Source organism: Streptomyces sp. NPDC004266, assembly GCF_042874095.1.
In the GTDB taxonomy this organism is placed as follows: domain Bacteria; phylum Actinomycetota; class Actinomycetes; order Streptomycetales; family Streptomycetaceae; genus Streptomyces.
Genome location: NZ_JBIAMM010000002.1, coordinates 71,775 through 93,850, shown reverse-complemented (window position 1 = coordinate 93,850; position 22,076 = coordinate 71,775). Strand labels below are relative to the sequence as shown.

Below are 22,076 nucleotides of genomic sequence, written 5' to 3'. Positions count from 1 at the left end.
GGCGGGGGGGGGGGGGGGGGGGGCGCGGGGGGGGCCGGGGGGCCGCCCCCCCCCCCCGGGCGGGGGCCCCCGCCCCCCCCCCCGGGGGGGGGGGGGGGGCCCCCCCCCCCCCCCCCCCCCCCCCCCCCACGGGGGTGGGGCGGGTCACGCCGCCGCGTGGAAGAGGGCCGCCGCCTCGCCCCGGGAGTCGACTCCCAGCTTGTTCAGGATGTTCGCGACGTGGAACTTCACCGTGGACTCGCTGATGTGCAGCTCCTGCGCGATCCTCCGGTTCCGGTGCCCGAGCGCCAGGTGCCGCAGCACCTCCACCTCCCGGTCGCCGAGTCCGGTCAGCGGGTGGGCGGCCTCGACGGGCGCCTCGGGGGTCGCGAGGGGGATGGCGGCCGTGATGGTCGTGCCCCAGCCGGGGACCGCGTCCATGTCGAGCCGTCCGCCGAGCACGTCGAGCCGGTCCCGGATCGTCCCGGCGCCCAGGTCGCAGGGGGCGAGCGCGCCTGCGCCGTCGTCCCGCACGGACGCCCGCAGTTCGTGCTCGGTGAGCTGCCAGCCGACGTGGACGCGCTGCACGGAGTCCTGCTCCAGGACGATCAGGAGCAGCGACCGGACGATGGCCCGCGCGCTGTGGGCGACGTCCGCCGCGAGCGAGCGCGTCGAGTCGGGCGCGCCCAGTTCGAGCCGGACCTTGCTGTGCCGGAGCATCGGCCGGAGCTCGCCGGCGAGCCGCTCGAAGGCGTCCTGCGCCGGTTCCTCCGCGAGCGCCCGGTCCCGCCGCTGTTCGGCCCGCATCTCGATCAGCGCGGACGCGGCGAGGTCGGTGGCGGTGGTGCGGGCGGTCGTGTCGTCGAGGGCCCGGCTGCGGAGCACCCCGAGGACGCCGGAGAGCGCGGCCGCGTGCGCGCCGGTGAGTTCGGCGATGACCCGGGCCCGGGTGTCGGCGGCGGCCCGTGAGCGGGCGAGCGCGCCCGGCACGGCTTCCGTCGCGAACCGGTCGAAGTGCCCGGTGACCAGGTCCCACAGCGCCTGCGCCACGGTGAGCGCGGCCGTGTCGACGGGGGCGGCGCCGTCCTCCCGTACGAGCACGAGGACCGCCCCGCGCCGGGTCGCGTGACTGGTGACGGCGACGATCTCGCGCTCGCGGCCGCCGATCGTCGCACGGCCCTGCCAGGGGGCGCCGGGGGCCCCGGCCGCGAGCAGCGGGGTCAGTTCGGCGGCGGTCATCAGCTCCGTACCGCCGAGCGACTTGAAGGGGGAGTGGGCGCAGTGGGTGGAGAGTTCGGCCGCGTCGACGTGCGGGACGAGCGGGGCGAGGGCGGCCGAGACCTTGGGGAGGATCTCCCCGAGCGGCTGCCGGATGATCTCGTACGCGGTGGTCAGCGTGGACGCGTCCATGCGGTTCAGCCTAGTGCGGGGCGGCCGGGTGACGGCCCGTCTTTCGGACAGGTGGGACTGGCCGTTGGGAGGGCGGGGGGCAGGTGTCCGAGGGCGCAGTCTTGGGGCATCGAAGATCGAACGGGCAGCAGCGGAGGCTGAGATGGAAGCGATCGTGTACGAGGAGTTCGGCGGCCCCGAGGTGCTGCGCCACGAGACCGGCGTCGCCGAGCCGGAGCCCGGCCCCGGCGAGGTCCGGGTCAAGGTGGCGGCGGTCGGCGTCAACCCGGTGGACTGGAAGCGGCGTTACGGCTGGGTCGAGGCGTTCTACCCGACCACCTTCCCCGCCGTGCCGGGCCTGGAGTTCGCCGGCACCGTCGACGCGCTCGGCGAGGGCGTCACCGACCTGGCCGTCGGCGACGAGGTCCTCGGCTGGACGAAGACCGGCGCCTACGCCGAGTACGCCATCGCCGGCACCGTCGCCCCCAAGCCCGCGGGGCTCTCCTGGGAGGCCGCCGCGAGCCTCCCGGTGGCCGGCGAGACCGCCCAGCGCGTCCTGGACCTGCTGCGGGTGCGGGAGGGCGAGACGCTGTTCCTGCACGGCGCGGCCGGCGTCGTCGGCTCGGTGGCCGTCCAGCTCGCGGTCGCGGCCGGGATCACGGTGATCGGCAGCGCCTCGGAGTCCAACCACGCCTACCTGCGCGAACTCGGCGCGATCCCCGTCGCGTACGGGGACGGCCTCGCCGACCGGGTCCGCGCCGCCGCGCCGGAGGGCGTCGACGCGGTCTTCGACGCGGCCGGGCACGGCGTGCTGCCGGTCGCCATCGAACTGCTCGGCGGCGAGGCGGCGAAGGAGCGGATCGTGACGATCGCGGCGACGGACGCGGAGGAGCACGGCATCGTCTTCTCCGGCGTCACGGGCGACCCGGACGACGTGCGGCGCGGCCTCACCGCCCAGGCCCGCCTGGCGGCGGAGGGCGCGCTCACCGTCCGCCTGGCCGAGACGCTGCCGCTGAAGGAGGCGGCCCGCGCCCAGGAGTCGAGCGAGTCGGGTCATGTACGCGGCAAGATCGTCCTGATCCCGTAGCATCCCTTCCTCCCGACGGAGGAGTGTGACGCGGATGTACGCGATGTCCCTGGGCGACGACGGCGCGGAACTGCGTCCGCTGGAACCGTGGCAGGCCGAGGAGTTCCTCGCGCACATGGACCGGGGACGGGAGTTCATCGGCGCGCGCAACGGCCTGCCGGACGTCGTGACGGACCTGGAGTCGAGCAGGGCGTTCCTCCGTCTGTACGCGGAGAAGGCGGCGACCGACACGGGCCGGATCCACGGCATCTGGTCCGACGGCACGCTCGTCGGCGCGGTGATCCTCCGGAGGCTCGACGTGGACGGCTCCTACGCCGAGGCGGGCTGCTGGCTGGAGCCGGCGGGCGTCGGCAAGGGCCTGGTGACCCGGGCGGCGCGGGCGCTCATCGACTGGGCGATCCGGGTGCGGGGCGTCCACCGGGTGGAGTGGGTGGTGTCCTCCGACAACGAGCCCAGCATCGCGGTGGCGCGCCGGCTGGGGATGACGCGGGACGGGGTCCTGAGGGGCAGCTACGCGTACCGGGGCGTCCGGCACGACGAGGAGATCTGGTCGGTCCTGTCCCCGGACTGGCCCGCCTAGCCACCGGGACGGTGCCCCCCGTTGTGGGCAGTCGTTCCGCCGGGGCACAACGGACGGCGCCCTTGCCGGCGCCAGAGGCTCCCGCGCCTGGACGGTCACCATCGGTACGGCACACACGTGGTGCGGGTCCAGGCCCGTAAGGCGGAGGCGCCGCGAAGGGCGCCGTCCCGTGTGCCCACCCTCCCCCAAGCTCTCGGCTTCGCTCGAGCAGGGGGGGGACCCCCTCGCCCCAGCGGGACGATCGCCCACACGGCGGTGGGCCGGGGCACCGCTCAGCCGGGCGCAGCCCCCACGGCGTCCCCAGGTGTCCGTCCGCCCGCACGGGGGTGGGGCGGGCGGGCACCCCACGGACACCGGCCGCGCGGGCGGGGCGGTGACCCGGCTCCGACCCCGGTCACCGCCCCGTCGTCCCACCATGGCCGCTCAGCGCGTGAGGCGCCACGCGGGGAGCGCCGCCGCGGCGACCGCGACCGTCGTGCAGGCGCCCGCCGCCGCGCCGATCACCGTCCACGGCAGGGCCAGGACCACGGGTGCCGAGAGGGCCGCGAGGCCCGCTCCCAGGGTGCCCAGGACGAGGCCCGTCACCACGAGGCCGAGCCCCGTGCCGATGGCGACGGCGAGCGCCGCCTCGCCCGTCACGACCCGCAGGATCTGCCCGCGGGTGGCTCCGGCGAGCCGCAGCGAGGCCAGTTCCCCGCCCCGTACGGAGGTCGCCATCAACAGGGTGTTGGCGAGGCCGATCACCGTGTAGACGAGGGCGATGCCGAGGACCAGGATCATGCCGAGCCGGTTCTGCGGGTTGCCGCCCGCGTGACGCCCGGACGCGAGGGTCCCGCCGCTCGCCTCCAGGGCCCGGACCGTCGCCGTCCCGCCCCCGCGCGCGTCGATCCGGTCGAGGGCGGAGCCCGGCGCGTTCGCCCGGGTGACGTACGGCCCGCTGTCGCCGGTCCCGAGTGCGAGGACGGCCGCCACCCGGAGCCGTACCGGACCGCTTCCGTCCGCCCGCCACACCTCCACCGTCTCGCCGACCCGGTGCCGCTCGAACTCCTCGTTGACGACGATCGACCGGTCGTCCAGGTCCCGCAGGTCCCCGGCGACCACCGGAAGCCGGGCGAGCTCCGCGAACGCCGCCGGGTCGGCGACCGCCCGCGCCCCGTACTTCACGACGGCCTCCTCCCCGTCCCGTACGAAGACGGAGGTCGCCCCCGTGGGGGACAGGACCGCCCCGGCCGGCGCCGGCACCGGCCGCAGGTCCGCGCCGCTCGCCACGTACTGGGCGGCCGTCTGCTCCCGCGACTCCGCCTCCTTCGCGCGCGTGACGCCCGTCGCCGAGCCGAACAGCGTCCCGGCGAGCGCCACGGTCACGAGGACGGGCGCGGCGACGGCGGCGGTGCGGCGGACGGCGGCCGCGCTGTTCTCCCGTACGAGCGTCCCCACCGCGCCGCGCGACCGCAGCAGCCGGGCCGCCGGTCGCACGAGCAGCGGGGAGAGCAGGGCGACGCCGGTGATCAGGAGCATCGGGAGGGTCGTGTACGTCTTCCGCTTGAGGAGCGCGGACGGGTCGGTGGCGCAGGTCCAGACGAGGAGCCCGAGCCCGGTCAGGAGCAGGCCCGTGCCGAGGACGGCCCGGCCGAGGGGCAGGGCGTCGGCGTCGACGTCCGCCTCCCGCAGCGCGGCCGTCGGGCCGACCTTCCCGGCCCGCCGGGACGCGGCGACGGCACCGGCCGGCGCGACGGCCACGCCGGTCCAGAAGGCCGTGTGGAACGGCCAGGAGGCTCCGCCGATCGTGAACCACGCGGGTGCGAGGCCGCCGTCGACGAGGGTCCGGGCGAGGAGGGGCGCGCCGAGGGCGCCGAGCGCGCACCCGGCGGCGGAGGCGAGCACGCCGAGCGCCGCCGCCTCGGCGAGGAGGAGCCGCCGGATCTGGCCGGGGGTGGCTCCGGCGGTCCGGAGGAGCCCGAACTCGCGCCGGCGCAGTGCGACGGCGAAGGCGAAGGTGGAGGCGACGACGAAGACGGAGACGAAGGCGGTGACGCCGCCGGAGGTGCCGAGGAGGGCGTTGAGGGCGACGAGCGCGCGGGCGTCCCGCTCGGGGTCGGGGTCGGCCTGCGCGCGCCCGGCCCCGGTGAGGACCCGGGCGCGGTCGCCGACGAGCGCCCGGACCTCGGCGGCGGGGGCGTCGACGCCGACGGCGTCGGGGCCGCCGGCGGCGGTGACGGTCCAGCGGGCGCGGAGCTCGCGGAGCACCCCGCCGTCCACAGGCTGTGGACGGTCGAGCCGCAGCTCCAGGGGCACGGTGTCGGGTCCGCGCCGCACGTCCAGTGTCAGCCGGTCCTGGCCCTGGACGACGACGGGGGAGGACGCGAACCGCTGGGGAGAACGCTCGGGCGCGTGAAAGGTGGCGGAGAGGCCGAGCCCCATGGTGGCGAGCAGCCCGACGCCGAGCGCGAGGGCGACGAACCCGCCGAGGAAGGAGGCCCAGCGGTCACGGAGCCCGGAGAGGACGACGGTCAGCACGCCGGACCCCCCGCCGGCGCACCCGCACGACCGCGCGCGGCACCGACACGCCCCGCGTCCGCGTCGACTCCGCCGTGATCGGCACCACCGACACGCCCCGCGTCCGCCCCGCCCCCGCCGTGATCGGCACCATCGGCGCAGCCGCGCCCCGCCCCGCCCCCGCCGGGATCCGCGCCTTCGCGCCCCGCCCCGCCCCGCCGCGGCGCCCCGGCCCCGCCCGTCTCCAAGGACGTCATCCGGGCCGTGACCGACTCCACCGTCGGGTCCGCCAGTTCGCCCGCGAGGCGTCCGTCGACCAGGAAGACCACGCGGTCCGCGCGGGACGCGGCCACCGGGTCGTGCGTGACCATGACGATCGTCTGGCCGTCGCGGTCGACGAGGTCCCGCAGCATGTCGAGGACCTCGCGGCTCGTCGTCGAGTCGAGCGCGCCGGTCGGCTCGTCGCCGAAGAGGACGGCGGGCCGGGTGATCAACGCGCGGGCGATCGCGACCCGTTGCTGCTGGCCGCCGGACAGCTCGCCGGGACGGTGCCGTTCCCGGCCGGCGAGCCCCACGCGCGCGAGGGCCTCCCGTACCTCCGTGCGGGACGGGCGACGGCCGGCGAGGCGGAGCGGGAGGGCCACGTTCTGCGCGGCGGTCAGGGAGGGCAGCAGGTTGAAGGACTGGAAGACGAAGCCGATCCGGTCCCGCCGCAGCAGCGTGAGGCGCCGCTCGCTCAGCCCGTCCAGGGCGACGCCGCCGACCTCCACGGTCCCCGCGGTGGGCCGGTCGAGCCCGGCGGCGCACTGGAGGAGCGTGGACTTGCCGGAGCCGGAGGGCCCCATGACGGCGGTGAAGGTCCCGGTGCGGAAGTCGAGGTCGACGCCGTCGAGGGCGTGGACGTCCCGGTGGTGCCGGGTGAGGCGGCGGAGCCGTACGGCGGCGTTCGAGGTCATGGCTCAAGCGAACCGTCTCGGCCCGCTCCGATCACGACCACCACGGGGCGTCCCGGAGGTGGGCCTGGCCCTACCCCTCCCGTACCGCCTTCACGAACACGTCCAGCGCGTCGAGGGGTTCGCGCCCGCCGAGCAGCGCGCGCAGGTCGCCCCCCTCCACGCCCGTGCCGTCCATGAAGCCGTGGGCGATCGCCGAGTACGTGCTCGCCAGCATCGGCACCTGGAAGGGCGCGGCCCCGGAGGCGGCGAGCGCGGCACGGGCCTGCGCGAGCGTGCCGGGCGCGTACGCGGCGCCGAGGGCCGCCGCCAGGTCGGCGCCGCCGAGGGGACGCTCGCCGACGAGCTCGTACGTCCGGCCGCGGTGGGCGGCCGGGTCCGTGGCGACGGAGACGGCGACGTCGGCGAGGTCCGCGCGGGCGACGGCGGCGAGACGGCCCTCGCCGAGGGGGCCGGTGACGCGGTGCTCGGCGTCGGGGGCGGCGATCCAGGTGAGGAGCTCGGCGTAGAGGCCGTTGCGGAGGATCGTCCAGTCGAGCGTCGGGGACCGCCGCAGCCGCCGCTCGGTCCAGCGGTGCGCGAGCGCGTACGCGAGGTGGTCGCCGTCGCCGGAGAGGCTGGTGTAGACGACGTGCCGGACGCCTGCGGCCTCGGCGGCGGAGATCGCGGCCTCGTGGCGGGCGATCACGACGTCGTCCTCCCCGTACCCGGCGGATATGAGGAGGAGGGTCTCCACGCCGGCGAAGGCCTCCGGGAGGGTCTCCGGTGCGTCGAAGTCGAGCGGGCGGGTGCCGGGGAGCCCGGCGCGGGTGCCGAGGACGACGTCGTCGCGGCCGGCGAGCCGCTCGGCGACGAGCGAGCCGAGGGCGCCGGAGACGCCGGTGACGAGCAGCATGGATTCCCCCAGGGGTCGTGACGGCTGAGACCATCGAGGACGGGTCGAAGGCCTTCGAGGACCATCGTCACCGTGCGGAGAAGATCGCGGAAGGAGGCACATCGATGTCGGAAGGGCACACGGAGGTAACCACCGTGCCCCTGGTGAGCTGCGCCGAGGACTGCGGGGTGCGGGACGTCCAGGACCGGCTCGGCGACAAGTGGACGGTGCACGTCGTCGTCGAACTGGCGGCGGGGCCGCGGCGGTTCAGGGAGCTCCAGCGGCTCGTCACCGGCGTCTCGCAGCGGATGCTGACGCTCACGCTGCGCCGCCTCGAACGGGACGGGCTCGTCTCGCGGACGGTGTACCCGACGACCCCGCCGCAGGTGGAGTACGCGCTGACCGAGACCGGTCACAGCATGACCCACCTCATCAAGCAGCTGATCGACTGGTCGCTCGACCACCGCGCGGTGATCGCCCGGTCGCGCGAGGAATGGGACGCGAGGAACACGGCGTGAGCGGCGGCACCACCATCGACAAGGCCTTCGAGGCGCTGTACGCGAGCGACGACGGCTCCCTCGACACGGCGGCCTCCCTGCTCGCCGCCGACCCGGGCGCGGACGCGGAACGGGACCGGCGGGGCGAGGAGTTCGTGCGGACGCTGTGGATACGGGGCTGGCAGCCGGCCGACCTGGTCCGCACGGCGCGCCGCGAGCTCGCCGACGAGCACGTACGGCTCCTCGCCGGGCTGATCAGGGCGGAGACCGCCCGGTACGAGCGGCTGCCGCACCGCTGGCAGGCGCAGATCGACGAACTGGACGCGGCGGGCGGGCGCCCGGCGGACCGCTTCTCGCAGGCGACGACCGTCCTGGAGCTGTACCGGCTGCTCGTCCGGCTGCCCCGCCTGGACGCGGTGGGACCCGTCCCCGGGGAGGCCCTGCCGCCCGCGGCCGCGGGCGAGCCGCGGATGCTCACCCGGATCAGGGCGCTGCTCGCGAAGGCGGAGGCGACCGGATACCCGGAGGAGGCGGAGGCGCTCACCGCGAAGGCGCAGGAACTGATGGCCCGGCACAGCCTGGACGAGGCCACGCTCGCTGCGGGCGCGCCGTCCCCGGAGACGCCGGGCGCCATCCGGATCGGGGTGGAGCCGCCCTACGAGCAGGCGAAGGCGATCCTGCTCGACGCGGTGGCGACGGCGAACCACTGCCGGGCCGTGTGGAACGAGGTGTACGGCTTCTCGACGGTGGTCGGCTTCGAGGCGGACCTCGACCCGGTCGAGCTGCTCTACACCTCGCTCCTCGTCCAGGGCACGGCGGCGATGACGCGGGCGGAGGCGGAGCAGCGGGCGGGCGGCCGCAAGCGCACGAAGTCGTTCCGGCAGTCCTTCCTCCTCGCGTACGCGAACCGGCTCGGCGACCGCCTCTCGGCGACGTCCCGGAGGGTGGCGGCCGAGGCCCCGACGCTCCTCCCGGCCCTCGCGTCGCGCGAGGTCGCGGTGTCGGCCCGCACGGACGAACTCTTCCCGGAGACGCGGGCGACGCGGGTGCGGGCGGCGTGGGACGAGGCGGGCTGGAACCACGGCGCGACGGCGGCCGACGCCGCGGGCCTCCACCCGAACCGCCCGCACTTGCCGTAACGCCACCCGCCGCGGGGACCCGCGCCCCGCGGGACGGCGCCCGCTCTGGGGCTTCCGCCCCGCCCGTGTGGGCACCGCCCCGGCGGAACGACTGCCCACAACGGCGGGTGGGCACCGCCCCGGCGGAACGACTGCCCACAACGAGGGTGGGCACCGCCCCGGACAGCCGTCCGGTTCGTAGGGTTGGCACCCGTTTCGTGCGGGTTCGTGGATACGCTCTGGCCATGAGCTGGCTCCGGGCGCTGAAGGAGACCGCCCGCTCCGGGCTCACCGTCGAGCGGCGGCGGCTCGAACCCGCCGTCGCGGCCCGCGGCGCCCTCGGCCTCGCCCTGGTCGTCGGCCTCTCCCTCGCCCTCTTCGGCCCCGCCGTCGCCGTCTCCTCCGCCTTCGGCGCCTTCCAGGCGGCCATCGCCACCTTCCAGCGTTCCTGGCGCCCCCGCCCCACCCTCGCCCTGGCCTCCGGCGCCAGCCTCGCCGTCTCGACGTTCCTCGGCTATCTCACGGGCGCCCACGAGGCCCTCTTCCTCACCCTGCTCGTCTTCTGGACGTTCCTGTCGGGTCTGGCCTGGGCGGCGGGCCCGACCGCCGGCATCATCGCCTCCTCCAACGTGGCGATCATGCTGGTGACGGTCACGCTCCCGACCTCCGTCGCCACCGCCGCCGGCCACGCCGTCGTGATCTTCGCGGGCGGTGTCGTCCAGGCCGCGCTCGTCGTCCTCCTGCCCGTCCGCCGCTGGGGCGCCCAGCGCGACGCCCTCGCGGACGCGCTCGCCGCGGAGGCGGACTACGCCCGCCGGCTGCGCCACGATCCGGTCGCCCCGTTCGATCCCGTACCGCTCATGACGGCGCGGAGCGCGGCCGCCGTGACGCCCCGCCAGGCCCGTACGCGCCCGGCGGAGCTGCACGGTGCGCGGGGGCTCGCGGAGCGGATCCGCCCGGTGCTCGCCTCGCTCGCGGACCCTGCGGTCGGCGTGCCGGAGGAGGGACCGGAACGGGCCCGGGTGCGGGAGCTGCTGGCCGCGGCGGCCGAGGTCCTGGACGCCGCCGCGCACGCGATCCGGCACGGCGAGCCGGTGGCGCTGCCGCCGTCCGCCCCCGCCGCGCTCCGTGCCCCGGACACCGGCGCGGTCCTCAAGGGGCCGTCCCGCCGGGCGGCCCTGCGCCTGACGGCCCTCCTCGACGACGTCGTCGAGACGGCGGACCCGCGCACGGGGACGCCGGAGACAGTGAGGGCGCCGGAGACGGCGGGGACGCCGGGGACCCCGGCAGGAGCGGGGACCCGCACCCGCCCCACCCTCCTCCGGCTCGTGCCGGTCGTCGTGGCGGACGTGCGCGCCGAGCTGCGCCCCGACTCCCCGGTCCTGCGGCACGCGGTCCGCGTCTCGGCGGTCACGGCCGCCGGCTATCTGCTGGGCACGTGGCTGCCCTTCGGGCACGGCTACTGGGCGCCGATGGCCTCGGCGATGGTGATGCGCCCGGACTTCTCGCAGACGTACGCGCGCTCGGTGGCGCGCTTCGGCGGCACCCTGGTCGGGGTGGCGCTGGCGACGGCGGTCGTCCAGTCGGCGCATCCGGGGGCGTACCCGTCCGCCGCGCTCGCGGTGGCGTGCGCGTTCGGGATGTACCTGCTGATGGGGACGGGGTACGCGGCCGGGCAGACCTTCGTCTCCGCGTACGTCGTCTTCCTGCTCGGCATGGCCGGCGCGGGCCTGACCCAGACCGTACGGGAGCGGGTCCTGCTGACCCTGCTCGGCGGGGTCCTGGCGATGCTGTCGTACGCCGTCTACCCGGCCTGGGAGACGCCCCGGCTGCGCGGCCGGCTCGCGGACTGGCTGGCGTCGGTCGGGGCGTTCGCGGCCGTCGTCGTCGCGCGGTACGCCGATCCGGCGGGTCCGGTCAGCCCCGACGTGCGGGAGGCGCTCCTGCGGACCCGCGCGGCCCGGGTCGCCTGGCAGGAGGCGGTGGCCCGGGCGACCCACGAGCCGGTGCGGCACCGGGGGCTCTCGCACGCGGCGGTGGAGCAGGCCGAGCACGCGCTCGCGGAGTTCGGCCGGGTGGCGATGCTCCTGGAGGCGCATCTGCCGGAGCGCGGCGCCCCGCCCGTGCCCGCCGCGGCGGTCCTCGCGGAGTCCCTGCGCCGGTCGACGGAGCGGGGCGCGAAGGAGGTGCGGGAGCACCGGGAGCCGCACTGGGACGACCTGCGCGAGACGGTCACGGCCTGGTCGGCGCAGCCGCCGGACCACTTCCTGCTCCACAAGGGCGCCGCCCTGCTCCTGGAGTGCCTGGAGGAGCTCACGACGGCCCTCATGGAGTCGACCCGGTCCCCGTAGACCGGGCGGGGGCTCGTCTCCTCTCCCAGCTATTGACAATGGGATTCGTTTTCATTTAATCTGCACGGCATGGCACGCAATGAACTCCGACCCGTCGTGAAGCTCCGTTCCACCGCCGGAACCGGATTCACCTACGTCACCCGCAAGAACCGCCGCAACGACCCCGACCGTCTCAACCTGCGCAAGTTCGACCCGGTCGCCGGCCGGCACGTCGATTTCCGAGAGGAGCGCTGACCTCGCCGCGGTCGCGGCCCGGCGGGGATACTCGCCGGTAGAACTCTCCGTCGCGTAGCCGCTACGCCACCCCCTGTGCACGTGCATCTGCTCATGCATCGGCATATGAACACAGCTATGATCCGAGGAAGTTGACACCTGCACCAAGCAACTCGGGGAGCTACCAGTGCATCATGCGCATCACGCGTACAACGGCATGGCGGCCACGGAGCTGCGAGGGGTCGTGTGGCAGAAGAGCCGGCACAGCAACTCCCAGGGATCCTGTGTGGAGTTCGCGAAGCTGCCGGGGGGCGACGTCGCCGTGCGCAACTCGCGCCACCCCGACGGGCCCGCACTCGTCTACACGCCGGCGGAGATAGAGGCACTCCTGCTGGGCGTCAAGGACGGGGAGTTCGACCACCTGGTGTGAGCACGAGGACCAAGCACGAGGACCGAGCGCGAAGACGCACGGCATACGGGAAGGGCCCCGGCGCATGGCGCCGGGGCCCTTCCCCGTGTTCCGCGTGGGGCGGCCGCTACTCCGGTCCGATCCGGAACAGCGCCCACACCACCTTGCCCTGGAGCGTCCCGGCGAGCGGGTGCCAGCCCCAGCTGTCGCTGAACGAGTCCACCAGGAACAGGCCGCGCCCCGACTCGGCGGAGAAGTCCTCCTCGCCGCCGCGCGCCTCCGGGCTCTCCCGGCTGGGGTCGCGCACGGCGCACACCAGGCGCGAGGCCCAGCGCATCAGGTGCAGCCGGACCGGCGGGTTCTGGACTTCTTCCTGCGGCGCGTCGGCGGGTACGGCGTGCCGCAGCGCGTTGGTGACGAGTTCGGAGACGACCAGGGCCACGTCGTCGAAGCGCTCCGTCAGTTCCCAGCGGTCGAGCGTGGCGCTGGTGAACTTGCGGGCCCCGCGCACGGCTTCGTACCGGGCGGGCAGGGCGCAGGAGGCGGAGGTGGAGACGGCGCCGGGATCGATCGGCGGAAGGCCCTGCCGTAACGGCTCGAGCACGGTCGATCCATTCGTCCCCATGCGAGGCACTCCCGGGAATCGCGACTGTGGTGCGACAACACGACAACACGAACGAGTACGCGGCTGCGCGGGCTCCATGGTTCCGAATGCGTCCACTGGATGCAAGGGCAGATGCACGTGCACGCGCCGGACCTGTCCGCCCCCGTGCCGAATCTGTGCATAAGTCGTCCACACGATGAGGGGAACTTCCCGCGATCTGCACGCAGTGTGCGTGCGGATGCCCGGAAGTCGCCGCCTTTCCGTAATCGAATGTGTACGCGCTGAAGCGTTTGATGGCAGAATCCGGGGCTCGACGGGGGCTCGACACCGTGAAGGGGAGGCGAAGAGCCGTGACCGCAGGCGAATCGAGCGGAGCGAGCGGGAGCGTGGTGCGACGCATCCTGCTGGGCTCCCAGCTGAGGCGGCTGCGCGAGTCGCGCGGGATCACCCGCGAGGCTGCCGGTTATTCGATCCGCGCGTCCGAATCCAAGATCAGCCGTATGGAGTTGGGAAGGGTGAGCTTCAAGGCCAGGGACGTCGAGGACCTGCTCACCCTCTACGGCGTGGGGGACGAGGCCGAGCGCGGCGCGCTCCTCGGGCTCGCCCGCGAGGCCAACGTCGCCGGCTGGTGGCACAGCTTCGGCGACGTGCTGCCCGGCTGGTTCCAGACGTACATCGGCCTGGAGGGCGCCGCCTCCCTCATCCGCGTCTACGAAGTGCAGTTCGTCCACGGCCTGTTGCAGACCGAGGACTACGCCCAGGCCGTCGTCACCCGCGGCATGCCCGACGCCCCGCGCGCCGAGATCGACCGCCGGGTCGCCCTGCGCCTGGAGCGCCAGAAGGTCCTGGTCTCCGAGCGCGCCCCGCAGTTCCACGCCGTCCTCGACGAGGCCGCGCTGCGCCGTCCCTATGGTGACCGCTCGGTCATGCGGGGGCAGTTGAGGCACCTCATCGAGATCTCCGAACACCCGGGCGTCACGCTCCAGGTCATGCCCTTCAGTCACGGCGGTCATGCCGGCGAGAGCGGCGCCTTCACGATGCTGAGCTTCCCCGAGTCCGACCTCTCCGACATCGTCTACCTCGAACAGCTCACCAGCGCCCTCTACCTCGACAAGCGCGAGGAGGTCGCCCAGTACCGCCGGGTGATGGAGAAGCTCCAGGGGGAAGGTCCGGATCCGGCCGAAAGCCGGGACCTTCTCCGTGGGCTCCTCCAACTCTCCTGACACATCAGTACGATGACGCCACATCAGTCGCACTGCAGGTAGCGGGTAGAGGGGTCTTCAACCATGTCGCACTTCACCGACCTGGCCCACCAGTACATCGACGGCGAGTGGAAGCCCGGCAGCGGTTCGTGGGACATCATCGACTTCAACCCGTACACCGGGGAGAAGCTGGCGTCGATCACCGTCGCCACCGCCGACGAGGTCGACCGCGCCTACCGGGCCGCCGAGCGCGCCCAGACCGCGTGGGCCGAGACCAACCCCTACACCCGCCGGCTCGTCTTCGAGCGCGCGCTGCGGATCGTCGAGGACCGCGAGGAGGAGATCGCCGAGACGATCGTCGCCGAGCTCGGCGGCACCCGGCTCAAGGCGGCCTTCGAGCTGCACCTCGCCAAGGAGTTCCTGCGCGAGGCGATCCAGCTGGCGCTGCGCCCCGAGGGCCGCATCCTGCCGTCCCCGGTGGACGGCAAGGAGAACCGGGTCTACCGCGTCCCGGTCGGCGTCGTCGGCGTCATATCCCCCTTCAACTTCCCCTTCCTCCTCTCCCTCAAGTCGGTCGCGCCCGCGCTCGCGCTGGGCAACGCCGTCGTCCTCAAGCCGCACCAGAACACCCCGATCTGCGGCGGCACGCTGGTCGCGAAGGTCCTGGAGGAGGCCGGTCTGCCGGCCGGCCTGCTGAACGTCGTGGTCACCGACATCGCCGAGATCGGCGACGCGCTCCTGACCCACCCGGTCCCGAAGGTCATCTCCTTCACCGGCTCCGACGAGGTCGGCCGCCACGTCGCCACGGTCTGCGCGCAGAACTTCAAGCACGCCGTCCTCGAACTCGGCGGCAACAGCGCCCTGATCGTCCTCGACGACGCCGACGTGGACTACGCGGTGGACGCGGCCGTCTTCAGCCGCTTCGTGCACCAGGGCCAGGTCTGCATGGCCGCCAACCGCATCCTGGTGGACCGCTCCCTGGAGGAGGAGTTCACCGAGAAGTTCGTGGCGAAGGTGAAGACCCTCCGCGTCGGCGACCCGGCCGACCCCGCCACCCACATCGGCCCCCTCATCAACTCCCGGCAGGCGGAGTCCGTCTCCTCGCTCGTCGACCAGACGGTGGCGGCCGGCGCGACGGCCCTGCTGCACGGCACGGTCGACGGCAACCTGGTCTCCCCGTCCGTCCTCACCGGCCTCGCCGCCGACGCCCCGGTCCTGAGCCAGGAGATCTTCGGCCCGGTCGCGCTGATCGTCCCCTTCGACGGCGAGGAGGAGGCCGTGCGGATCGCCAACGACACGCCGTACGGGCTCAGCGGCGCCGTCCACACGGGGGACGTCGAGCGGGGCGTACGGGTCGCCAAGCGCATCCACACCGGCATGATCCACATCAACGACGGCACCGTGCACGACGAGCCGATCGTGCCCTTCGGCGGCGAGAAGCACTCGGGCGTGGGGCGGCTCAACGGCGAGGCGATGGTGGAGTCCTTCACCACCCAGAAGTGGATCTCGATCCAGCACGGCCGCAGCCGGTTCCCCTTCTGATCCCCTTCGGGATCTCCCGCGGAATCCTCCCCCCGATTCCCCCTTGCGGACAGCACCTGTCCGCAAGGGTCCGTAGCGTGGTCGGTGTCGAAAAGCCACAGTCACGGAAGGCGGACCCACCATGGTGGCCCTTGTTCCCGCGGAGCAGCCCGGCGACGAGCGCGGAGCGTTCCTCAACTTCGTCGAGGCGCAGCGCGCCGCGCTCCGCCGCTCGCTCCTCGGCCTCACCGAGGAGCAGGCGGCGAGCCGCCCCAGCGCCAGCGAGCTCAGCCTCTCCGGCCTGGTCAAGCACGTGGCCGAGGTGGAGCTGACCTGGCTGCGGCTGGCCCAGCAGCAGCCGAACGAGAGGCAGCGCTCGCAGGAGACCTGGGGCGAGGCCTTCCGTCTCGTCGACGACGAGACGATCCCCGGCGTCCTGGCGTTCTGGGAGGACGTGGCGAAGCAGACGGAGGCGTTCGTCCGCTCCGTGCCGAGCCTGGACGACACCTTCCCGCTGCCGCCCGCGCCCTGGTTCCCGAAGGACGGGCGGGTGTCGGTGCGCTGGATGCTGCTGCACCTGGTCCAGGAGATGGGCCGGCACGCCGGCCACGCGGACATCGTCCGCGAGTCGCTGGACGGCAAGGGCTCCTTCGACCTGATCGCGGAGGAGAACGGCACCGCTTAGTCAAGGTTGACTAACATGGGCGCATGTCGGCGATCCGTCTTCTCGTCCTGGGCGCGGTCAAGCAGCACGGCCGCGCCCACGGCTACCAGGTCCGCAACGACCTGGAGTACTGGGGCGCGCACGAGTGGTCCCACGCCAAACCCGGCTCGATCTACCACGCGCTGAAGCAGATGGCGAAGCAGGGGCTGCTGCACGCGCACGAGGTCGCGCCGAGCACGGTGGGCGGGCCGCCGCGCGTCGAGTACGAGCTGACGGAGGCCGGCGCGGAGGAGTACTTCGCGCTGCTGCGCGAGGCGCTGACCACGTACGACCAGAAGACGGACGTCCTGTCGGCGGCCATCGGCTTCATGGTGGACCTGCCCCGCGAGGAGGCCGTGGAGCTGCTGCGCCGGCGGGTGTCGGCGCTCGACGCGTGGCGGGCGGAGGTCACCGGGTACTACACGCCGGAGGGCGGCCCGGAGCAGCTCGGGCACATCGGCGAGATCATGCACTTCTGGGTCCACTCGGCGGACGCCGGCAAGGAGTGGACGCTCGGTCTGATCGAGCGGATCGAGGGCGGGGCCTACGTCTTCGCGGGCGAGGGCGAGGCCTTCGTCGGGGTGCTCGCGGAGGGCGAGGAGAACCCGTATGCGAGCTAATCAAGTTTGATTAACGCCTCGCGAGGGCATACCCTCCTCCGTCATCGACCACTGGTCAAATTTGACTAAGAGGTTTCGGGAGGAAGCGGATGTCATCGGAAGCGGTCCTCGTGGAGGGCGCGCGGAAGCGGTACGGCCGGAAGGACGCCCTGGACGGGCTCGACCTCGCCGTCGGGCGGGGCACCGTCCACGGACTCCTCGGCCCCAACGGCGCGGGCAAGACCACGACCGTGAGGATCCTGGCGACCCTGCTGCGGCACGACGAGGGCCTGGTGCGGGTCGCGGGACACGACGTACGGACCGGGGCCCGGGAGGTGCGGCGGCGGATCGGGCTCCTCGGGCAGCACGCCGCACTGGACGAGGAGCTGGGCGGCCGGCAGAACCTGGAGATGTTCGGCAGGCTCCACCACCTGGGCGCCCGGCGGGCCGGCACCCGGGCCGACGAGCTCCTGGAGCGCTTCGGCCTCGCGGACACCGGCCGCAAGCCCGTCCGGCAGTACAGCGGCGGCATGCGGCGGCGGCTCGACCTGGCCGCCTCGCTGATCACCGACCCCCAGGTGCTCTTCCTCGACGAGCCGACGACCGGCCTCGACCCCCGGGGGCGCAGGGAGGTCTGGGAGGCCGTGCGCTCCCTGGTCGGCGGGGGCACGACCGTCCTGCTGACCACGCAGTACCTGGAGGAGGCCGACCGGCTCGCCGACCGGATCTCGGTCGTGGACCGGGGCAGGGTCGTCGCCGAGGGCACGCCCGACCGGCTCAAGGCGCGCGTGGGCGCCGACCGCCTCGACGTGGTCGTCCGGGACGCGGCGCGGCTCGACGAGGCGGCCGGCCTGCTGCCCGTGGAGCGGGCGGAGGTGGTCGTGGACGCCGACCGGCGGCGGCTCAGCGCACCGGTCGCGGACCGGACGGCCGCCCTCGCCGAGACCGTCCGGGCGCTCGGCGCGGCCGGGATCGAGGCGGAGGACATCGCGCTGCGGCGGCCGACGCTGGACGAGGTCTTCCTGCACCTGACCGGACGTGAGAAGGAGGCGGCGGCATGAGCGCGGTACGACCGGAGGCGGGGCCGGGCGTGGCGGGGACGGCGGAGGCGGCGGTGTCGGGGGCGGGCGTGGCGTACGTGGTGAGCGACTGCCTGACGATGACCCGGCGCGAACTCGCCCACTGGGCGCGGCAGCCGGTGCAGGTCCTCGTGGGGCTCGTCTTCCCGGTGATGCTGCTGCTGATGTTCGGCTATCTGGTCGGCGGCGGGCGGACCGTCGACGGCGACTACGTCGACTACCTGGTGCCCGGGATGCTCACGCTGACCATGGCCTTCGGCCTCGAAGGCACGATGACGGCGGTGACGCGGGATCTGGACAAGGGCGTGATCGACCGGTTCCGCTCGATGCCGATGGCCGACGGGGCGGTCCTCGTGGGGCGGGCGGCCGCCGACATGCTCCAGTCGGCGGTGGGACTCCTCGTGCTGGTCGGCGTGGGATGCGCGATCGGCTGGCGGGCGGACGGCGGCCCGGGAGCCGCCCTCGGCGCGCTGGGGCTGCTGCTCCTGCTGCGCTTCGCGATGCTGTGGATCGGGATCTTCCTGGCCCTGGTCGCGGGACGGGCGGAGCTGGTGCAGGCCGTGCAGATCCTGGTCTGGCCGGTCGGCTTCCTCTCCAACGCCTTCGCCTCGCCGGACTCGATGCCGGGCTGGCTCGGCACGGTCGTGGAGTGGAACCCGATGTCGGCGACCGCGACGGCCGTGCGCGACCTCTTCGGCAATCCTGGCGGCGAGCCGGGACACCTGACGGCGGCGGTGGTGTGGCCGCTGGCGCTCCTGGCGCTCTTCCTCCCGCTGGCGGTGCGGAGGTTCGGGCGGCTCGGGAGGTAGCCGGCGCGGAGGCGGGTGTGCGGGGCCGCGGTCAGCGCAGGGCGTTGCCCTGGTGGTCGAGTTCGAGCTGCGGGCGGCCGGTGACGATCAGCCAGGCGGGGAGCGAGGCCAGGCAGAGGAGGGAGAGCACCGCGGGGGAGGCGGCGAGGGCGGCGCCCGTGAAGAGGCTGATCCAGCCCTGCCGGGTGGTGGCGAGCAGGACGCCGAGGACGGCGGAGGAGACGGCGACGGCCGGCTGGACCTCGGGGACGAGGGCCTGGGCGAGCAGTCCGAACGACGCTCCGATGAAGACGGCGGGGAAGATCCGGCCGCCCCGGAAGCCGCAGGAGGCGGCGACGAGCAGGGCCAGGAGCTTGACGACGGCGAACTTGGCGAGCTCGCCGGAGGACCAGGCGCCGATCGAGGCGGTGAGCTCCTTGGTCTCCTCCAGGCCCTTGAAGAGGGTCTCCTTCCCGCCGAGGGCGCCCAGGAGGCCGAGGACCAGCCCGCCGAGGGGCAGCATCAGCATGGGGTGCCGCAGGCGCCGGAAGGCGGCGTGGAGGCGGGGGAAGAGGTAGCAGGAGGCGAGGCCGAGGACGGCCGCGGCGGAGGCGATCACCAGGGCGGCGAGGAGGTCGACGAGGCCGGGGTCGGTCAGCGGCGGGAGCCCCACGTCGAAACTGGGCTCGGAGATCAGCTCGGTGGTCATCGCCCCGGCGCCGGCGGCGACGAGGGGGGCGAAGAGCCGGTCCCAGAGGGAGCCGCGGCCCGGCCGGCCGACCAGGGCCTCGGAGAGGACGAGGGCGGCCGCCACCGGGGTGCCGAAGAGGGCGCCGATGGTGGCGGCCGAGGCGAGCGAGACCCAGACGGCGCCCGGCATGGCGGGTGCCGCCTTGCCGCCGAGCCAGAAGGCGAGGGCGATGTTGGAGGCGATGATCGGATTCTCGGGGCCGAGGCTGACGCCGCCGGCCAGCGAGAGGGTGCTCGCCAGCAGCAGCCCCGGCACCACCCCCGGGGCGAGCGGTGCTCCGCCGAGCCCCTCGGAGGCCGGGTCGGGTCCGGCGTGGCCGGGCACCTTCCACACCACGAGCCCCACGGCGACGCCCGTCGCCGTGAGCATGGCGATCGTCCAGGGGGCGGAGTGGTTCCCGATGCCGAGCGCGTCCGGCAGGTCGTCCCAGAGCACGCCCTGGAACTTCTCGGCGAGGGCGCTGATCCCGAGGAACAGCAGGCTCGCCCCCACCCCGACGACCAGGGCGGGCAGGATCTGGGGGAGCAGGATCCGGACGGGCGCCTCCACGGGAGGCGGAGCATGATCGGTGGCCACCGGCCCACCATAAGTGAGTGAAAGGGGCGTAATGCCCCGAACCGCTCGTCGGGGGCGGCGAGGCCGGCACCCGGGCGGGCACTTGCACCTCACGTCGCGTCAGGACCCAGGCTGAACGGCGTACCGACAGAGAAAGGGGCGGACGGCCGATGGGCTACTCCGTGGGACAGGTGGCCGGCTTCGCCGGGGTCACGGTGCGCACCCTGCACCACTACGACGCGATCGGGCTGCTCTCGCCGGGCGGCCGCAGCACGGCGGGCCACCGCCGCTACGACGACGCGGACCTCGACCGGCTCCAGCAGATCCTGTTCTACCGGGAGCTCGGCTTCCCCCTCGAAGAGGTCGCCGTCCTCCTCGACGACCCGCACGCCGACCCGCGGGAGCACCTGCGGCGACAGCACGTGCTGCTGACCGCGCGGATCGGCGAGCTCCAGAGGATGGCGGCGGCCGTCGAGCACGCCATGGAGGCGAAGAAGATGGGCATCAACCTCACTCCCGAGGAGAAGTTCGAGGTCTTCGGGGACAAGGACCCCGACCGGTTCGCGGCCGAGACCGCCCGCCGCTGGGGCGGCTCCCACTCCCACGAGCAGGCCCGTGCCCGCGCCGCCGCGTACGGCAAGGAGGACTGGCAGCGGATGAAGGACGAGGTGGACGCCTGGGGCGCCGCCTACGCCGCCCTGATGGGCGAGGGCCGGGACCCGGGGTCGGAGGAGGCGATGGACCTCGCCGAGGCCCACCGCCGCCACCTCACCACCTGGTTCTTCGAGTGCCACCCCAGGACCCATGTGGAGCTCGCCGAGATGTACGTCGCCGACGAGAACTTCCACGCGTTCTACGAGGCGATCCACCCCGGCCTCCCCGAGCACCTGCGGGAGGCCGTCCGGGCGAACGCCGAGCGCCGGGCGGCCTGACCGACCGCGCCCGGCCCCGCCCGTCCGGACACCGCCCCGGGCGGGCGGGGCCGCGCCGCCCGCCCGGCCGCGCCGCCCGCCCGGCCGCGCCGCCCGCCCGGCCGCGCCGCCCGCCCGGCCGCGCCGCCCGCCCGGCCGCGCCGCCCGCCCGGCCGCGCCCACGCGGTGCCTCAGGCGCGCGGCGCGATCACCACCGCCGTGCCGTACGCGCAGACCTCCGTGCCCACGTCCGCCGCTTCCGTCACGTCGAAGCGGAACATGAGCACGGCGTTCGCGCCGCGCGCCTTCGCCTGCTCCACCAGGCGCTCCATGGCCTGGTTGCGGGTCTGCACGAGGGTCTTGGTCAGACCCTTCAGCTCACCGCCGACCATCGACTTCAGCCCCGCGCCGATCTGGCTGCCCAGATGGCGGGAGCGGACGGTGAGCCCGAAGACCTCACCGATCACCTGCCGGACCTCGAAGCCCGGCACGTCGTTCGTCGTCACGACCAGCACGTCGGGGTGCGGCCCCTGGCCGCCCCCGTACTCGTCGATGCCCATCGGCATGCACCTCCTGACCCCCAAGCCTCGGGCCGGTCCGGCGGGTCCGCATCCCGTGGGAGCCGGGTGGAACCGGGTGCTCGCGGTCCGCGTTGATAGCTTGGGGCCAGTCGTCCCCCAAGCCCCCACCGACCGCAGGAGCCCGGAACCCGTGAACACGCTTGCCCTCGGACCGAGCTGGCTGGACCCGGACTATCTGATCCAGACCTTCGGTCTGATCGGTGTCCTGGTCATCGTCTTCGCCGAGTCCGGCCTCCTCATCGGGTTCTTCCTGCCCGGCGACTCGCTGCTCTTCACGACCGGCCTGCTCGTCACCACCAACAAGCTCGACACGCCGCTGTGGCTGGTGTGCACCCTGGTGGTGGTCGCCGCCGTCCTCGGCGACCAGGTCGGCTACCTCTTCGGCCGGAAGGTCGGCCCGTCCCTCTTCAAGCGCCCCGACTCCAAGCTCTTCAAGCAGGAGAACGTCGAGAAGGCGCACGAGTTCTTCGAGAAGCACGGACCGAAGTCGCTGATCCTGGCCCGCTTCGTGCCCATCGTCCGGACGTTCACGCCGATCATCGCCGGCGTGAGCCGGATGAACTACCGCTCGTTCATCATCTTCAACCTCATCGGCGGCCTGCTGTGGGGCGCGGGCGTGACCCTGCTCGGCTCCGCCCTCGGCAAGGTCGAGTTCGTCCACAAGCACATCGAGCTGATCCTCGTCGGGATCGTCCTGATCTCCGTGGTTCCCGTCGTGATCGAGCTCCTCCGGGCCCGCTCCCAGTCGAAGAAGACCCCGCCCCGCAGCGACCACGACGCCCCCGGCACCCCGAACCCGCCGGGCTCCCGCGGCCGCCACGCCAAGCGGTAGGACC

22 protein-coding genes are annotated in these 22,076 nt (G+C 74.1%); 15 read left to right on the top strand and 7 right to left on the bottom strand.

What is annotated here, in order from left to right:
* Positions 1 to 144: 144 nt before the first annotated feature.
* Positions 145 to 1,389: a LuxR C-terminal-related transcriptional regulator gene (locus ACFYUZ_RS05145; protein WP_389306434.1), complete on the bottom strand. Its 1,245-nt coding sequence runs from the start codon at positions 1,387 to 1,389 to the stop codon at positions 145 to 147.
* A gap of 142 nt (positions 1,390 to 1,531) precedes the next feature.
* Between ACFYUZ_RS05145 and ACFYUZ_RS05140 the strand changes: the two genes are divergently transcribed.
* A complete protein-coding gene (locus ACFYUZ_RS05140; protein WP_389306432.1) occupies positions 1,532 to 2,455 on the top strand; it encodes an NADP-dependent oxidoreductase in 924 nt (307 codons plus the stop codon).
* Positions 2,456 to 2,489: 34 nt separating this feature from the next.
* The gene (locus ACFYUZ_RS05135) at positions 2,490 to 3,035 is read left to right on the top strand and encodes a GNAT family N-acetyltransferase (protein ID WP_389306431.1); all 546 of its coding nucleotides are present in this window, start codon (positions 2,490 to 2,492) and stop codon (positions 3,033 to 3,035) included.
* 423 nt (positions 3,036 to 3,458) lie between these two features.
* On the opposite strand, the gene ACFYUZ_RS05130 is transcribed toward ACFYUZ_RS05135, so the two are convergent.
* The 3 genes from ACFYUZ_RS05130 to ACFYUZ_RS05120 form a co-directional block, all read right to left on the bottom strand.
* Positions 3,459 to 5,552 carry an FtsX-like permease family protein gene (locus ACFYUZ_RS05130; protein WP_389306429.1) on the bottom strand — a complete coding sequence of 698 codons (2,094 nt, stop codon included), beginning with the start codon at positions 5,550 to 5,552 and terminating at the stop codon, positions 3,459 to 3,461.
* The gene (locus tag ACFYUZ_RS05125) at positions 5,546 to 6,487 is read right to left on the bottom strand and encodes an ABC transporter ATP-binding protein (RefSeq protein ID WP_389306427.1); all 942 of its coding nucleotides are present in this window, start codon (positions 6,485 to 6,487) and stop codon (positions 5,546 to 5,548) included. Before ACFYUZ_RS05125 ends, ACFYUZ_RS05130 begins: the two co-directional genes overlap by 7 nt.
* A gap of 70 nt (positions 6,488 to 6,557) precedes the next feature.
* Positions 6,558 to 7,379 carry an NAD(P)H-binding protein gene (locus tag ACFYUZ_RS05120; RefSeq protein WP_389306425.1) on the bottom strand — a complete coding sequence of 274 codons (822 nt, stop codon included), beginning with the start codon at positions 7,377 to 7,379 and terminating at the stop codon, positions 6,558 to 6,560.
* Between the two features lie 104 nt (positions 7,380 to 7,483).
* Here ACFYUZ_RS05120 and ACFYUZ_RS05115 point away from each other — a divergent pair, with 104 nt between their 5' ends.
* The 5 genes from ACFYUZ_RS05115 to ACFYUZ_RS05095 all read left to right on the top strand — a co-directional run bounded on the left by ACFYUZ_RS05115 (position 7,484) and on the right by ACFYUZ_RS05095 (position 11,967).
* Positions 7,484 to 7,876 carry a winged helix-turn-helix transcriptional regulator gene (locus ACFYUZ_RS05115; RefSeq protein WP_389306423.1) on the top strand — a complete coding sequence of 131 codons (393 nt, stop codon included), beginning with the start codon at positions 7,484 to 7,486 and terminating at the stop codon, positions 7,874 to 7,876.
* Positions 7,852 to 8,994: a DUF2786 domain-containing protein gene (locus tag ACFYUZ_RS05110; RefSeq protein ID WP_389306421.1), complete on the top strand. Its 1,143-nt coding sequence runs from the start codon at positions 7,852 to 7,854 to the stop codon at positions 8,992 to 8,994. Before ACFYUZ_RS05115 ends, ACFYUZ_RS05110 begins: the two co-directional genes overlap by 25 nt.
* 224 nt (positions 8,995 to 9,218) lie before the next feature.
* Positions 9,219 to 11,324 (top strand): FUSC family protein, encoded by a 2,106-nt coding sequence (locus ACFYUZ_RS05105; RefSeq protein ID WP_389306419.1) that lies wholly within the window; start codon positions 9,219 to 9,221, stop codon positions 11,322 to 11,324.
* 69 nt (positions 11,325 to 11,393) lie between these two features.
* Entirely contained in the window at positions 11,394 to 11,558 is a 165-nt protein-coding gene (gene rpmG, locus ACFYUZ_RS05100; protein WP_389306417.1) for a 50S ribosomal protein L33, read from the top strand.
* 196 nt (positions 11,559 to 11,754) lie between these two features.
* Complete coding sequence (locus tag ACFYUZ_RS05095; RefSeq protein ID WP_063992029.1) at positions 11,755 to 11,967, top strand: DUF397 domain-containing protein; 213 nt, start codon at positions 11,755 to 11,757, stop codon at positions 11,965 to 11,967.
* A gap of 106 nt (positions 11,968 to 12,073) precedes the next feature.
* Here ACFYUZ_RS05095 and ACFYUZ_RS05090 read toward each other — a convergent pair whose 3' ends face one another.
* Complete coding sequence (locus ACFYUZ_RS05090) at positions 12,074 to 12,571, bottom strand: ATP-binding protein (protein WP_389306415.1); 498 nt, start codon at positions 12,569 to 12,571, stop codon at positions 12,074 to 12,076.
* A 329-nt stretch (positions 12,572 to 12,900) separates the two neighbouring features.
* Here ACFYUZ_RS05090 and ACFYUZ_RS05085 point away from each other — a divergent pair, with 329 nt between their 5' ends.
* The 6 genes from ACFYUZ_RS05085 to ACFYUZ_RS05060 all read left to right on the top strand — a co-directional run bounded on the left by ACFYUZ_RS05085 (position 12,901) and on the right by ACFYUZ_RS05060 (position 18,463).
* A complete protein-coding gene (locus ACFYUZ_RS05085) occupies positions 12,901 to 13,773 on the top strand; it encodes a helix-turn-helix domain-containing protein (protein ID WP_389306413.1) in 873 nt (290 codons plus the stop codon).
* Positions 13,774 to 13,836: 63 nt separating this feature from the next.
* A complete protein-coding gene (locus tag ACFYUZ_RS05080; RefSeq protein WP_389306411.1) occupies positions 13,837 to 15,294 on the top strand; it encodes an aldehyde dehydrogenase family protein in 1,458 nt (485 codons plus the stop codon).
* Positions 15,295 to 15,415: 121 nt separating this feature from the next.
* Positions 15,416 to 15,958, top strand: a complete 543-nt coding sequence (locus ACFYUZ_RS05075) for a DinB family protein (RefSeq protein ID WP_389306409.1) — start codon at positions 15,416 to 15,418, stop codon at positions 15,956 to 15,958.
* 23 nt (positions 15,959 to 15,981) lie between these two features.
* Entirely contained in the window at positions 15,982 to 16,596 is a 615-nt protein-coding gene (locus ACFYUZ_RS05070; protein ID WP_389306407.1) for a PadR family transcriptional regulator, read from the top strand.
* An 89-nt stretch (positions 16,597 to 16,685) separates the two neighbouring features.
* The gene (locus tag ACFYUZ_RS05065) at positions 16,686 to 17,636 is read left to right on the top strand and encodes an ATP-binding cassette domain-containing protein (RefSeq protein WP_389306405.1); all 951 of its coding nucleotides are present in this window, start codon (positions 16,686 to 16,688) and stop codon (positions 17,634 to 17,636) included.
* Positions 17,637 to 17,734: 98 nt separating this feature from the next.
* On the top strand, positions 17,735 to 18,463 hold the full coding sequence (locus ACFYUZ_RS05060; protein WP_389307010.1) for an ABC transporter permease: 729 nt from the start codon (positions 17,735 to 17,737) through the stop codon (positions 18,461 to 18,463).
* Between the two features lie 31 nt (positions 18,464 to 18,494).
* On the opposite strand, the gene ACFYUZ_RS05055 is transcribed toward ACFYUZ_RS05060, so the two are convergent.
* Positions 18,495 to 19,769 (bottom strand): ion channel protein, encoded by a 1,275-nt coding sequence (locus tag ACFYUZ_RS05055; protein ID WP_389306403.1) that lies wholly within the window; start codon positions 19,767 to 19,769, stop codon positions 18,495 to 18,497.
* A gap of 149 nt (positions 19,770 to 19,918) precedes the next feature.
* On the opposite strand from ACFYUZ_RS05055, the gene ACFYUZ_RS05050 reads away from it, so the two are divergent.
* Positions 19,919 to 20,680, top strand: coding sequence for a MerR family transcriptional regulator (locus tag ACFYUZ_RS05050; RefSeq protein WP_389306402.1), 762 nt, complete (start codon positions 19,919 to 19,921; stop codon positions 20,678 to 20,680).
* Between the two features lie 170 nt (positions 20,681 to 20,850).
* Here the strand turns inward: ACFYUZ_RS05050 and ACFYUZ_RS05045 are convergent, their stop codons facing one another.
* On the bottom strand, positions 20,851 to 21,219 hold the full coding sequence (locus ACFYUZ_RS05045; protein ID WP_389306400.1) for a YbjQ family protein: 369 nt from the start codon (positions 21,217 to 21,219) through the stop codon (positions 20,851 to 20,853).
* 151 nt (positions 21,220 to 21,370) lie between these two features.
* On the opposite strand from ACFYUZ_RS05045, the gene ACFYUZ_RS05040 reads away from it, so the two are divergent.
* The gene (locus tag ACFYUZ_RS05040; RefSeq protein ID WP_389306398.1) at positions 21,371 to 22,072 is read left to right on the top strand and encodes a DedA family protein; all 702 of its coding nucleotides are present in this window, start codon (positions 21,371 to 21,373) and stop codon (positions 22,070 to 22,072) included.
* Positions 22,073 to 22,076: the final 4 nt, after the last annotated feature.

What these genes read in the sequence shown, in the direction of transcription:
- ACFYUZ_RS05145 (WP_389306434.1), bottom strand. Translation starts at nt 1,389, where the DNA reads ATGGACGCGTCCACGCTGACCACCGCGTACGAGATCATCCGGCAGCCG.
- ACFYUZ_RS05140 (WP_389306432.1), top strand. Translation starts at nt 1,532, where the DNA reads ATGGAAGCGATCGTGTACGAGGAGTTCGGCGGCCCCGAGGTGCTGCGC.
- ACFYUZ_RS05135 (WP_389306431.1), top strand. Translation starts at nt 2,490, where the DNA reads ATGTACGCGATGTCCCTGGGCGACGACGGCGCGGAACTGCGTCCGCTG.
- ACFYUZ_RS05125 (WP_389306427.1), bottom strand. Translation starts at nt 6,487, where the DNA reads ATGACCTCGAACGCCGCCGTACGGCTCCGCCGCCTCACCCGGCACCAC.
- ACFYUZ_RS05120 (WP_389306425.1), bottom strand. Translation starts at nt 7,379, where the DNA reads ATGCTGCTCGTCACCGGCGTCTCCGGCGCCCTCGGCTCGCTCGTCGCC.
- ACFYUZ_RS05115 (WP_389306423.1), top strand. Translation starts at nt 7,484, where the DNA reads ATGTCGGAAGGGCACACGGAGGTAACCACCGTGCCCCTGGTGAGCTGC.
- ACFYUZ_RS05110 (WP_389306421.1), top strand. Translation starts at nt 7,852, where the DNA reads ATGGGACGCGAGGAACACGGCGTGAGCGGCGGCACCACCATCGACAAG.
- ACFYUZ_RS05105 (WP_389306419.1), top strand. Translation starts at nt 9,219, where the DNA reads ATGAGCTGGCTCCGGGCGCTGAAGGAGACCGCCCGCTCCGGGCTCACC.
- rpmG (WP_389306417.1), top strand. Translation starts at nt 11,394, where the DNA reads ATGGCACGCAATGAACTCCGACCCGTCGTGAAGCTCCGTTCCACCGCC.
- ACFYUZ_RS05095 (WP_063992029.1), top strand. Translation starts at nt 11,755, where the DNA reads ATGGCGGCCACGGAGCTGCGAGGGGTCGTGTGGCAGAAGAGCCGGCAC.
- ACFYUZ_RS05090 (WP_389306415.1), bottom strand. Translation starts at nt 12,571, where the DNA reads ATGGGGACGAATGGATCGACCGTGCTCGAGCCGTTACGGCAGGGCCTT.
- ACFYUZ_RS05080 (WP_389306411.1), top strand. Translation starts at nt 13,837, where the DNA reads ATGTCGCACTTCACCGACCTGGCCCACCAGTACATCGACGGCGAGTGG.
- ACFYUZ_RS05075 (WP_389306409.1), top strand. Translation starts at nt 15,416, where the DNA reads ATGGTGGCCCTTGTTCCCGCGGAGCAGCCCGGCGACGAGCGCGGAGCG.
- ACFYUZ_RS05070 (WP_389306407.1), top strand. Translation starts at nt 15,982, where the DNA reads ATGTCGGCGATCCGTCTTCTCGTCCTGGGCGCGGTCAAGCAGCACGGC.
- ACFYUZ_RS05065 (WP_389306405.1), top strand. Translation starts at nt 16,686, where the DNA reads ATGTCATCGGAAGCGGTCCTCGTGGAGGGCGCGCGGAAGCGGTACGGC.
- ACFYUZ_RS05060 (WP_389307010.1), top strand. Translation starts at nt 17,735, where the DNA reads ATGACCCGGCGCGAACTCGCCCACTGGGCGCGGCAGCCGGTGCAGGTC.
- ACFYUZ_RS05050 (WP_389306402.1), top strand. Translation starts at nt 19,919, where the DNA reads ATGGGCTACTCCGTGGGACAGGTGGCCGGCTTCGCCGGGGTCACGGTG.
- ACFYUZ_RS05045 (WP_389306400.1), bottom strand. Translation starts at nt 21,219, where the DNA reads ATGGGCATCGACGAGTACGGGGGCGGCCAGGGGCCGCACCCCGACGTG.